Consider the following 12,186-nt stretch of genomic DNA (forward strand, 5'->3'; position numbering starts at 1 on the left):
AAAAACACGACTATTGATGATAGTCGTGTTTTTTTATGGATGGTAATGAAATTGTAAAACAAGATCCATGATCAACTTCACTTGTGGCAGTAATCGTCCCGCCGTGTAGTTCTACAATTTCTTTCACGATAGATAGACCTAAACCAGTTCCGCCTGTAGCACGTGTTCTTGCTTTATCAACACGATAAAAGCGATCGAAAATGTATGGGAGGTCTTCAGGTGGAATACCTTCGCCTTCATCTTCAATTGTAATGGAAATATGTTTATGTTCTTCTGTAATAGAAATGTTTATATGAGAATGTTCTTTTGAATGTCTATAAGCGTTATTTAAAATGTTTATTATAACTTGTTCAAATCGCTGTTCATCTAAGTTTACTAGCAATGTAGAAGGGCAAGAGAAAGAAACTTTAATGTATCTTTCTTTATACATGGCGTTTACTTTTTCGGCTATGCGAGTAAGGAAGGTGTGTAAATGTACTTCCTTTACTTGAATAGAGAAGTTATGTTGTTCCATTTGTGCCAGTGAAAACAAATTTTGAACTAAGTTTGTAATGTAATCAGACTCATCTTTTATAATAGATAAATATCGTAAACGTTGTTCAGGAGATGTGGTTTCTTTTAAAGCAATGTCCGCGTAACCTCTTACGTATGTTAAAGGTGTTCGTAATTCATGAGCAACGCTTGCTAGAAATTCACTTCGCTCTGTTTTCATATAATGTAAATCATTAGCAAGCGTTTGAATAGACGATGCTAGTTCACCAATTTCGTCATTTCGAGTAGTTGTTAACGAAACAGATAAATCGCCTTTACTCATTTTTTCAGTGGCATGTTTCATGTGTAACAATGGCTTTGTTAACAACCGTGATAATAGAAAGATAGTGATGACTGTTAATAGAAACGTAATGACTCCGGCAATAATGAATTGTCTTGTTAGCCCGTTAACCATTTCCTCGATTGATTCTGTTCCGAGAAACATATATACGTAGCCTTCCGTTTTTCCAGCCACTACAATGGGGCTAACTGTACATATATAATTAGATGTTTTCCAATGATTTTCTATAATTGCTCCATCATGATCTGTCCGTGTTTGCATCTTTTCAATATGCTTTTTTATAGTAGTATTTATTTCGTTGGATTTAGCTAGTACATCCTTATTTGCATTTGTAATAACGACAGTGGTTTCGGCTTCGGATTCCATTAGTGCAACATGGGAGATTGTTTGCTTATCAAAATACTTTTCAAGGACATCTCGGTGACTATTTCCGCGCTTTAATAAAGCTGTCATTTCTTCATTTACTCTATTGTTGACAAGGCTATAATAAAGCAAGACAAATAGAACACTTTCGATTAAAAGTGTAACAATCAAAAAATAAAATCCGAGCTGAATAGAAATTCGCTTCATTGCTTTGCTCCTTAATCTAGAGTATCAACCCATCGATATCCGACTCCGTAAACAGTTTTTAAATGGTGATCAATAGGGAAATTTACTTTTCGTAATTTATCACGCAAATTACGAATATGTGAATCAACTGTTCTATTTTCTGTATTTGTATTTAATCCCCAAATTCGTTCAATGAGCTGATCACGGCTTAATACGTAGTTCACATGACGTAAAAATAATCCGAGTAAAGAGAATTCGATTGGAGTGAGAAGAAGTTCTTCATTATAGACGGAAACGAAATGCTTTGCCTCATCCCATAAAATACCGTGATATTGGATTTGCGCATCTTGATTCGTACGCCGTAAAACAGCTTCAATTCTTGCGAAAAGCTCCTCTTCATGGAAAGGTTTTGTTATGTAATCATCTGCCCCGAGTTTTAATCCTTGGACGACATCTACTGTTTGATCACGGGCAGTTACCATAATAATAGGAACGTTACTAAAGGAACGAATTCTTTTACATGTTGCCCATCCGTCCATTTTTGGCATCATAATATCGAGTAAAACAAATTTAAAATTTTGGTTTTCTATATGTGAAATAGCTTCTTCACCAGATACTGCACATACGCAGTTATATCCAATTGGGGTCAGATAAAGCATTAATAATTCAAGCATTCTCGGTTCATCGTCTACGAGCAGTATATCAATCATAGAGAGTCCTCCATAGTTATAATCGTTACTTAAAGTTTAATGCAAAATCATGAAGAAATGGTGCAGATTATGATGCATCTGCATAATTTCTTCAGAATTTCTTGTTATTGTAAAGTTGAAATTCCATTTTAGGTAATGATATTGGCTCGAAAATGATTCATACGGAGGCGGTATAGTGAAAAGAATGACCCGAGTTTTTGGGATAACAATAGTTACAGCAGTTGGTCTTGCGGCATGTGGACAAACAAATACAGATCATAAAAACCATGAATCTAAAGAAGGGAAGAAAACAGAGCAGAAGGAAATGAAAATGAAGCAGGAGGTAACTGCGCCGAAAGAAATGAATCAAGGTGCATCGAATGATTTATTAACGACAAGTTTAAAAAATGTAACGAGGTTAAACACAAATGATCCATTGCAAATGGCTGTATTAACTTCACAAACGATATGGCCAGCAACTCATAAAGAGAATCAGCCAGGCGCTGTTATTTTAGTGCCAGTGAGCGAGTGGCAATTAGGGATTGCAAGTGCGGATCTTATTCATCATCCGAATAACGGGCCGATCTTATTTATAGAAAAAGAAAAGGTACCTGAAATGACGTTAAAAGAAATAAAACGGCTAAATCCGCTCGGAACGAAAGATGGAACACAAATTATGGTGATGGGGGATGTCGGTGCATCAATCCTGGAGCAATTAAAAGACTATAAAGTAAAGCAAATAAAAGAAACGGATCCAGCTACATTTGCAAAAGATGTTGATAAAGAGTACGCGGATATAACAGGAAGTTATCCAAATAGCGTCATTATCGGCTCATCCGAAGAGGAAGGACGTTTATATACAACACCAGCTGTAAATTGGATTTCTCATATGCCAGAACCACTACTCTATACAGAAAAGAATAAAGTGCCAGAAGCGACGATAGAGGCATTAAAGATGAGAAAAGATAAAGCAAATATATATGTACTAGGACCAGAAAAAATCGTTTCAAAAGAAGTAGAAAAAGAGTTAAGCAAATACGGGAAAGTAACGCGTATTAGTGGGGAGACTCCGGTAGAGAATTCTATTGCATTTGCGAAATTTAAAGATGAAAAAACAAAATTTGGATGGGGATTCACGAAACCAGGCCATGGTGTATCATTTGTTTCAAACAAAACACCAGACTTAGCAGTTGCAGGAGCACCATTTTCACATATGGGTAAACATGCGCCTGTTATCTTGTTAGAAGCAGGAAAAGCTTCACAACCAGTGTATGACTTCCTTGCTACTATTCAACCGAAGTTTAAAGATGACCCAACACTTGGACCATATAACCACGGTTTCTTATTAGGAAGTACGAGTGATATTTCATTTGAAACACAAGGTATATTGGATGAGAGATTAGAGATTGTGCAAGAAAGTGGTCAAGGGCACGGTGGACACTAATAAAGTGAAACTTTAATCATTGGGGGTTTTGTTCTTCCCCATTGATTATTAGCCCGCACCAATCGGGCTTTTACGGGCAGTTGATCTCCACCTAACTTTTTTGCGTTCGCTGAATTTTGAGGCGGGGTCTTACTACCCGTTAACGGGGTAAAAGGAGCAAAGGCGCTACTAAGGTAGGGTCTTTTTCTTTAGGAAACTTTTACATAGCAAAAATCTCTCTACTCGTTATATAATAGCCTTCGTGCAGTCGGCTTAGATTTTCTTATGGAGAAAATCAAATGATAAAGTGAAACTTTAATCATTGGGGGTTGTTCATCCCCAATGATTATTAGCCCGCACCAATCGGGCTTTTATGGGCAGTTGATCCCCACCTAACTTCTTTGCTGTCGCCGAATTTTGAGATAGGGTCTTACTGCCCGTTAATGCGGGGTAAAAGAGTAGAGGAGTGATATTTTGTTTCAAACGATAAAAAATGATTGGTTTTCCAATGTGAGAGGGGACGTACTATCAGGAATTGTTGTTGCTTTAGCGTTAATTCCTGAAGCAATTGCTTTCTCTGTTATTGCAGGTGTGGATCCGACGGTTGGGTTATACGCAGCCTTTTGTATTGCAGTTACCATTTCATTTGTTGGTGGAAGAACTGGGATGATTTCAGCTGCAACAGGTGCAATGGCATTACTAATGGTAACGCTTGTTAAAGATCACGGTTTGCAATATTTATTTGCTACAACAATATTAACAGGTATTGTCCAAATTATTTTTGGCGTGTTCAAACTGAGCTCATTTATGAAGTTTGTTCCGAAATCTGTTATGAGTGGTTTTTTAAATTCACTTGGAATTTTAGTTTTTACAGCGCAATTGCCGCATTTTAAAAATGCAACTTGGCAAATGTATGCACTTGTCGCATTAGGACTTGTAATTATATATGTATTTCCACGTATTACGACGGCCGTACCGTCTACACTTATTTCAATTATTATTGTGACGAGTATTGCAATTATGAGCGGATTACAGTTGAAAACAGTAGGGGATATGGGAAGCTTACCGAAAGAATTACCGTTCTTTAGCATTCCTGACGTGCCTTTTACACTTGAGACATTAGGGATTATTTTACCGTATGCAATTATGCTTGCAATTATCGGTTTACTAGAGTCATTACTAACAGCTTCAGTTTTAGATGATATGACGCATACGGAAAGTAATAAGCATAAGGAAGCACGTGGACAAGGGATTGCAAACATTGTCGCTGGTTTCTTCGGAGGAATGGCAGGTTGTGCAATGATTGGTCAATCTGTTATTAATATTAAATCAGGTGGACGTGGACGATTATCGACGTTTGTAGCGGGCGGATTTTTGATTATCTTACTATTCGTTTTAGGGGACTATGTTGTTCATATTCCGATGGCAGCTTTAGTTGCGGTTATGATTATGGTTTCAATCGGAACGTTTGATTGGAACTCTGTAATAACAATTCATAAAGTGCCAAAAGGGAATGCATTTGTTATGATCGTAACAGTTGTGGTTGTTTTAATTACACATAATTTAGCATTAGGTGTAATTATCGGAACAGTAATTAGTGCGGTTTTATTTGCATTCAATATGGCAAAGATTCACGTGAAACATTTATATATTGAAAATAAGAAAATATATGAAATTCATGGCCAACTTTTCTTTGCATCTACGGCAGATTTTATAAATAATTTTTCATTTAATGAAGATATAAAAGAAATTGAGTTGAATTTTACTCACGCACACGTATGGGATGATTCAGCAGTGGCATCAATTGATAAAGTTATCATGAAGTATGAACAAAGTGGTGTGAAAGTAAGTGTAACAGGATTAAATGAACGTAGCTCAAAACTTGTTGCAAATTTGGCTACTTATAATAAAAGAATTGCTAGTTAAAAGCCTCCTTTTTAGGGGGCTTTATTATATAATACGAGTAGGATAACGAAAAGGGGATTCAGCATATGTACAAACAAATTATATTAGCATGTGATGGTTCTGAACATGCACTTCGAGCAGCGGAACATGCAACATATATTGCGAAATGTAGCGAAGAAACAAATGTTGAAGTTGTGTACGTAGTAGATAATAGAACGGCAAAATCAGATATTATACAAGGTCAAACAGATCTAGAAACAATATCGGCTAGTCGAAAAGATAAATTAAAAGAGATTGAAGGTTTATTAAAGAAAGAGAACATTTCTTATAAAATTACGATATTACATGGCGATCCAGGAGATACGATTGTTCAATATGTAAATACAGGAGATATAGATCTTGTTATTGCTGGAAGCAGAGGATTAAATACATTACAAGAAATGGTGCTTGGTAGTGTCAGTCATAAAATAGCAAAGCGTGTGAAATGTCCGGTAATGATTATAAAATAAATTGAGTGAGATATTCTGTAGTGTAAGCAAGACCTTGATGTAATTCGAGGTCTTTTTTGCGTATAAAGTGAGAGAGTGTGGACATACTAGATATATAAGTTAAAAAGATGTTAACTTACAAATTTGTAAGTTTGTTGTCAGAAAAATCGATGTTATGAAATTTATTCCATTGGTAAAATAAAAATAACGAAGGGGAGATAGGGAGGATGAAAAAGATGAAAGCACTTCAAAATTTATCATATAGTCAAGGTGTCGGTCTTATTTGTTTAGGGGGATTTGCTGCGTCTGTTACGTTAGCTGTTGTAATAAAGATGATTCATCAAATCTTTTAATCTTAGAGTAGGGAAGGAATTGGTTGTTATAACTAGTAAGAGAAGAATTATAAATAAAAAATAGCTCCTAGCACGTATCTCAGTGCCAGGAGCTATTTTATTATTTCTCTGTTTCTGCTTTATCACTTGTTACACTAACTTTAGCCCACTTATATTGATCTTCCGGTGTGTATTTATAATCTTTTACGCGGTTATTGATACCCTTTAGATCGAACTTATAATGAAGTGGAATCATCGGTACTTCATCATGGATTAGTTTTTGCCATTTATCATATACTTCTGTACGATATTTATCGTCAGCAGCTTTTGGAGAAAGACCTTCTTTTAATAACTCAGTATTTTTAGGATTTGACCATCTTTGGTAGTTAAAGCTTGCATCAGGTCCCCAAAGGCCAGATGGATCTGGATCAGAACCAGTACCGAAAGCACCAGCATATAAATCAACTGCAGGGTCATCTTTTTTCAGCTTATCATAGAAAGAGTTAAATTCGTGTAAGCGGCCGTCAAGAAGTTCTACTTTAATGCCAATTTCTTTCCAAGATTGAATAAAGAATTTTGCAAGAGGCTCACTTACATCACTACCACTCATTGATAAGAAGTTAAGTTTAACTTCTTTACCGTTAGGGTCTTCACGGAAACCATCACCATTTTTATCTTTATATCCAGCTTCGTCTAACAATTTTTTCGCTTTCTCAACATCTTTATCATAAGAACCTACTTTATTATTGTGGAACTTAGGTGAAGCTGGTGAGATAGGTGAGTTAGCTGGATAACGTAAACCGTGATATAGTTTTTCACCGATTTCTTTTCGGTCAATTGCATAAGCCATCGCTTGGCGTAAACGAACATCTTTGAATGTGTCTTTATCCATTACCATTTCACGTTTTTCTTTATCCATGTGTCCAAATTTAAAGCCGATGTAGCTGTAGTATAAATCCGTTCTTCCAACTAGTTGGGCATTCTTTAATTTACTTACGTTCGGATATTGATCTGCACTTACTTCCGCGATGTCAATGTCACCATTTTTCAATGAAGCATTAACGATAGATGGATTTACAACTTTTAAAACTACATTTTTAAGTTTTGGTTTTCCGCCCCAATAATCATCGAAACGTTCAAATTCAACAGATTCTCCAGGAACGATTTTCTTAACTTTAAATGGTCCGAAACCAATTGGATTTTTACGGATTTTATCAGATTCTGCTAATTTATCAATCGGCACATCTGCTAAGTATTTTTTATGAAGAGGGTATGTCCAAAGTCCAGTTTTCACAGAAGGATTTGGCTCTTTAAATGTAAATGAAATTGTTTTTTGATCAATTACTTTTACACCGGAAATTTTGTCAGTTTTTCCATCGTGATAATCAGTCATTCCTTCAATCATTTGCATTTGAGTGTCATAGCGAGATCCAGCATACAGCTTGCTACCAATTACAAGGTAAGAATATTCTAAATCTTCAGCTGTTACAGGGTTTCCATCATGCCACTTTACGTTATCTTTAATTTTTAATGTAATTGTTTTTTTATCTGCTGATATTTCATACGTAGCAGCACCTTCGTTATTATATTCCCAGTTTTTGTCATTGTCTAATAATCCTTCATCAAAGAAAGTAATAACTTGGTTGTCAGGATCACCTTCATATACAGCGAAGTTCAAAAGTCCTTCAAATGGTGTGTTAGAAACAAGCCCATATGTTAATGAGCCATCTTTAACTTCTTTTTTATCATTTTTAACGGTTTCATTAAATTTACTTGTGTCTACCTTTTTTGTGCTGCTCGTTTTTTCACTACCTCCACTGCCCCCACATGCTGAAAGTAGTAATGTTGAAACTGCAAGTGTACTTAATACTTTGAAAAATTTTGGTTTGTTTGTCATTGTCTCCACCCCTTAACCTTTTCTTTGTCTCGCATCAGCTGAGCGACGTAGCGCTTGACCGATAAAATTTATACACAGCATCAACACTAAAATCATGAGTGATGCAGGTAACCAGATCCACCATTTTTCTTGTAGAACATCAGGATTTGTTGCATAACTAACAAGTGTTCCAAGACTCGGTGTACTCTCAGGTAGACCGAAACCTAAGAAAGTTAGTCCAGATTCTATGCCAATGTTTCCAGCAAGGTTTAATGTAACGCTTACGATAATAATAGAGCTTAAGTTAGGTAGCACTTGAAACATCATAATCTTCCAGTTTGGTGTACCTAATGTTTTGGATGCAGATACATAGTCCAATTCCTTTTCGGTCAATACTTTAGAACGAATTAACCTGGCCTTTCCTGTCCATAAGAAGATACTCATGATCAAAATAAATACAGTAACATTAAAGACCGGAACAATTGTGATAAGTACGATAACAAGCATTAGGAAAGGTAAAATAAGTTTGAAATCAATAATACGCATAATGATGTTATCAACAGTTCCACCAAAGTAACCGGCAATTAGTCCGATAGAAAGACCAATCAAACATGAGAGGATAGTGATTACAAGTCCAATCGTAAATGAATTTCTTGTCCCAATAATAAGTTGTCCAAAAATATCTCTTCCACCGTAATCTGTTCCTAACCAATGTTCACTAGATGGTGGGGAGTAGATAGAAAACAAATCAACTTTTACAATATCCTCCTGCTTCATGATGAAGGAAGTTGTGTAAACGGCGATCAGTATGATTGCCAATAAGAAAAGTGAAAACATTGCTAATTTATCTTTACGAAATTCACGCCACATGACAGAAAAGCCAGAAGGACTTTTTTCGTAATGAACGACTTCAGTTTGTTTTTCGGGATTTGCTAACATAACGTTTCTTCACCTCCATTAATCAATACGAATACGTGGATCAACGATGCTTAGAATAATATCGGAAAGAAGAGTCCCGAGTAGCGTTGCGAATCCAGTAAATAAAACAAGTGCAGTTACGACACTAAAATCACGTTGAGAAATAGATTGCATAAATAATTGACCAATACCAGGATAACTAAAGATGCTTTCTAGAAAAATTGATCCTGCAACCACGCTTGTAATCTCGTATCCTAAGAACGCTGCGATTGGTAAGAATGAATTACGTAAAATATGTCTAGAATAAACCTTTGATTCTGGAACACCTTTTGCTTTTACTGTGCGTACAAAATCTTTATGTTTCGTATCGATAATTTCACTTCGTAAATATTGGATTGTACCCACTGTTGCAATTAATGCACCAGATAAGGCTGGTAATATCATGTGATTCAATTTACTTAAATAGTAAGCGAATGTACCTGTTGCAACTTGAGGATCTACGCTACCACCGGTTGGGAATATTGCAAGTTTGAATCCAAATAGGAAGAGCATGATTAATGCAAATATAAATAGTGGTGTAGCAAGTCCTAAATAGTTATAGAGTGTAATGAGCCGATCTGCCCATGTATCAGTCCAACGTCCACTTATGACACCGAGTGGAATTGCAATCACGTAAGTAAGAACAAGGACAAGAATTGCTAACCAAATTGTATTTCCAAGGCGTTCACCAATTAAATCAGTTACTTTCATTTTATGTGCATAGGAAATACCGAAGTCACCTTGCACAGCATTTTTAACCCAGCGAACATATTGTGTTGTAACGGGATCATTTAAACCTAATTTTTCGCGTTGCTCTTCAATGACTTTTGGATCTGCTTTCGGATTATTTACTGCTCTGCCGGTTAAGGCATCGCCTGGCATTGCTTTAGCTAGTAGAAAGACAAGTATACTTAACACGAATAATTGCGGGATCATCACTAAAAATCTCCGTAATATAAACTTCCACATGTTTTATCACTCCCTTATGGTAATGCCACCCGGTGCGTTGGCGAGATTGCTTTTAAGTCATAAGCCCGACCGTTTTCATTGAAATAATTTTCGTATGATTTCTCATACTCAGAGCTTACTTGTTGACGGAGCTTACGTTGTTGTTCTCTGTTTTCAGGACGAATATCAGGAATTGCTGATATTAGGCGCTTCGTATAAATATGTTGCGGATTATTATAAATTTCTGTACTAGTTGCTTCTTCGACAATGCGCCCGCGGTACATAACACCGATACGGTCACACATATGACGAATTACACCTAAATCATGACTAATGAATAAGTATGTTAGTCCGAGCTCAGCTTGTAAATCTTGCAAGAAGTTTAATACTTGTGCCTGTACAGACACGTCAAGTGCAGATACTGGCTCATCAGCAATAATAAGCTTTGGTTTTAATGTAAGAGCGCGTGCAATACCAATCCGTTGCCTTTGCCCACCGGAAAATTCATGTGGATATTTATAAATTGACTCTGGATTTAGACCAACTTTATCAAGATATTCTTGAACTGCTCTACGTTCTTCATCAGGTGAGAGCTTCTCAAAATTTCGAAGAGGCTCAGCAATAATGTCGAGAACACGTTTCTTCGGATTTAATGATGAATATGGGTCTTGGAAAATCATTTGAATATCTTTTCGTTGTTCACGTAACTCAGAGCGACTTAACTTTGTTAAATCTCTATTATTAAAATGAATGCTACCATCTGTTGCTTTCGTTAAATGCATAATTGCTTTACCCGTTGTGGATTTGCCACTTCCTGATTCACCAACGATCCCGTATGTTTCACCTGGTTGTAATTCAAAACTGACACCATCAACAGCACGCACGTAATCTAATGTGCGGCCGAAAAAACCACCTTTAATTGGGAAATGTACTTTTAAATCTTCTACTTTAAGCAGTGCCATGAGTTACGTCATCTCCTTTCTTATCTTGGAAGTTGAAATGCTTGTAGCAAGTACAACGTACCCAATGGTCTGGTTTTACTTCATGTAAAATTGGATTTTCCTCGTGCTGATCAGGTCTAATCCATGGAATTCGAGCTTGGAAACGGCAACCTGTGCGAGGAAGTTTCGCTAACGAAGGAACCACCCCTTGAATTACATGCAATTTTTCTTTTTCAGCATACGCAGATGGAATGGAGTTTAATAGAGAACGAGTATATGGGTGAAGAGGGTTGTTAAAAATTTCTTCAACTTTTCCTGTTTCTACAACTTGTCCAGCGTACATAACGACGATACGATCGGCTGTTTCTGCGACAACACTTAAATCATGAGTAATTAAAATGATGCCCATTTTCGTTTGTTCTTGAATAGATTTTAGTAAGTCTAAAATTTGTGCTTGGATGGTTACGTCAAGAGCCGTTGTTGGCTCATCAGCAATAATGAGTGCTGGGTTACAAGCAATTGCAATTGCGATAACAATTCTTTGTCTCATTCCGCCAGATAATTCGTGTGGGTATTGTTTATATGTAAGTTCTGGTTTTGGAATACCAACTTGATGAAGTAGTTCTAAGGTGCGTTCTTTCTTTTCAACTTTTGAAAGGCTTGTGTGGTAGTCTAAGTTTTCTTCGATTTGTTTTCCAACTGTCATCAGAGGATCGAGTGCTGTAAGAGGTTCTTGGAAAATCATGCCGATGTTTGATCCGCGTACTTTATTCATTTCTGCGGTCGACATAGTTAGTAAATCCTTATCTCTATAGTAAAGTTGCCCTTGTAATTTTGTATTTGCTTCATTATGCAGTCGCATAATAGAAAGGGCAAGTGCACTTTTTCCGCAACCAGATTCACCAACTATCGCGACAATTTCATTCTCATGGACAGTTAACGAAACGTTATCAACTGCTGCATGATATTGATCTTGTATGCGAAAGGAAGTCTGTAAGTTTTCAATGCGAAGAAGTGGGTTCTTCATGGCTATCCCTCCATCTTTCTGAAAAGACTAAATATTTTGTATGTTGTTGTTATTTTAATATAAATTGACAATGTTTGACAAGCATAAGTTGAAAAAATATTCAAAAATCTTTTTATACAGAGATTGAATGCTGTTATATAAAGGATTGAAGTTATTTGAAAACGCTAACATATAATGAGAGGAAGATAAATCTTTTGTAAGAAAAAAGATTTATATGTA

General features: G+C 36.3%; 11 protein-coding genes. 4 read left to right on the forward strand and 7 right to left on the reverse strand.

The features are described 5' to 3' along the window. Positions 1-10: 10 nt before the first annotated feature. Positions 11-1,402 (reverse strand): sensor histidine kinase, encoded by a 1,392-nt coding sequence (locus tag ATN06_RS03375; RefSeq protein WP_060629539.1) that lies wholly within the window; start codon positions 1,400-1,402, stop codon positions 11-13. Between the two features lie 11 nt (positions 1,403-1,413). Further along, positions 1,414-2,091: a response regulator transcription factor gene (locus tag ATN06_RS03380; RefSeq protein ID WP_060629540.1), complete on the reverse strand. Its 678-nt coding sequence runs from the start codon at positions 2,089-2,091 to the stop codon at positions 1,414-1,416. Between the two features lie 175 nt (positions 2,092-2,266). Here ATN06_RS03380 and ATN06_RS03385 point away from each other — a divergent pair, with 175 nt between their 5' ends. The 4 genes from ATN06_RS03385 to ATN06_RS03400 all read left to right on the forward strand — a co-directional run bounded on the left by ATN06_RS03385 (position 2,267) and on the right by ATN06_RS03400 (position 6,239). Continuing rightward, the gene (locus tag ATN06_RS03385) at positions 2,267-3,514 is read left to right on the forward strand and encodes a cell wall-binding repeat-containing protein (protein WP_060629541.1); all 1,248 of its coding nucleotides are present in this window, start codon (positions 2,267-2,269) and stop codon (positions 3,512-3,514) included. 453 nt (positions 3,515-3,967) lie between these two features. Further along, positions 3,968-5,419, forward strand: coding sequence for a SulP family inorganic anion transporter (locus ATN06_RS03390; protein ID WP_060629542.1), 1,452 nt, complete (start codon positions 3,968-3,970; stop codon positions 5,417-5,419). Positions 5,420-5,484: 65 nt separating this feature from the next. Continuing rightward, positions 5,485-5,907, forward strand: a complete 423-nt coding sequence (locus ATN06_RS03395; protein ID WP_000277996.1) for a universal stress protein — start codon at positions 5,485-5,487, stop codon at positions 5,905-5,907. 206 nt (positions 5,908-6,113) lie between these two features. Then, entirely contained in the window at positions 6,114-6,239 is a 126-nt protein-coding gene (locus ATN06_RS03400) for a DUF4027 family protein (RefSeq protein WP_000738299.1), read from the forward strand. A gap of 100 nt (positions 6,240-6,339) precedes the next feature. On the opposite strand, the gene opp4A is transcribed toward ATN06_RS03400, so the two are convergent. The 5 genes from opp4A to ATN06_RS03425 are packed head-to-tail and all read right to left on the reverse strand — an operon-like array spanning position 6,340 to position 11,967. Then, positions 6,340-8,115, reverse strand: a complete 1,776-nt coding sequence (gene opp4A / locus ATN06_RS03405; protein ID WP_060629543.1) for an oligopeptide ABC transporter substrate-binding protein — start codon at positions 8,113-8,115, stop codon at positions 6,340-6,342. Between the two features lie 12 nt (positions 8,116-8,127). Continuing rightward, a complete protein-coding gene (locus tag ATN06_RS03410) occupies positions 8,128-9,033 on the reverse strand; it encodes an ABC transporter permease (protein ID WP_060629544.1) in 906 nt (301 codons plus the stop codon). An 18-nt stretch (positions 9,034-9,051) separates the two neighbouring features. Beyond that, a complete protein-coding gene (gene opp4B, locus ATN06_RS03415) occupies positions 9,052-10,020 on the reverse strand; it encodes an oligopeptide ABC transporter permease (protein WP_060629545.1) in 969 nt (322 codons plus the stop codon). Between the two features lie 14 nt (positions 10,021-10,034). Further along, positions 10,035-10,961, reverse strand: coding sequence for an ABC transporter ATP-binding protein (locus ATN06_RS03420; protein WP_060629546.1), 927 nt, complete (start codon positions 10,959-10,961; stop codon positions 10,035-10,037). Next, a complete protein-coding gene (locus ATN06_RS03425; protein ID WP_060629547.1) occupies positions 10,948-11,967 on the reverse strand; it encodes an ABC transporter ATP-binding protein in 1,020 nt (339 codons plus the stop codon). The genes ATN06_RS03420 and ATN06_RS03425 overlap by 14 nt, the downstream gene beginning before the upstream one ends. Positions 11,968-12,186 lie beyond the last annotated feature (219 nt).

Source organism: Bacillus thuringiensis (assembly GCF_001455345.1).
GTDB classification, from domain to species: Bacteria; Bacillota; Bacilli; order Bacillales; family Bacillaceae_G; genus Bacillus_A; species Bacillus_A thuringiensis_N.

Coding starts and splice junctions, on each gene's coding strand:
- ATN06_RS03425 (WP_060629547.1), bottom strand. CDS start 11,967: ATGAAGAACCCACTTCTTCGCATTGAAAACTTACAGACTTCCTTTCGC.
- opp4B (WP_060629545.1), bottom strand. CDS start 10,020: ATGTGGAAGTTTATATTACGGAGATTTTTAGTGATGATCCCGCAATTA.
- ATN06_RS03395 (WP_000277996.1), top strand. CDS start 5,485: ATGTACAAACAAATTATATTAGCATGTGATGGTTCTGAACATGCACTT.
- ATN06_RS03400 (WP_000738299.1), top strand. CDS start 6,114: ATGAAAAAGATGAAAGCACTTCAAAATTTATCATATAGTCAAGGTGTC.
- ATN06_RS03410 (WP_060629544.1), bottom strand. CDS start 9,033: ATGTTAGCAAATCCCGAAAAACAAACTGAAGTCGTTCATTACGAAAAA.
- ATN06_RS03380 (WP_060629540.1), bottom strand. CDS start 2,091: ATGATTGATATACTGCTCGTAGACGATGAACCGAGAATGCTTGAATTA.
- ATN06_RS03375 (WP_060629539.1), bottom strand. CDS start 1,402: ATGAAGCGAATTTCTATTCAGCTCGGATTTTATTTTTTGATTGTTACA.
- opp4A (WP_060629543.1), bottom strand. CDS start 8,115: ATGACAAACAAACCAAAATTTTTCAAAGTATTAAGTACACTTGCAGTT.
- ATN06_RS03420 (WP_060629546.1), bottom strand. CDS start 10,961: ATGGCACTGCTTAAAGTAGAAGATTTAAAAGTACATTTCCCAATTAAA.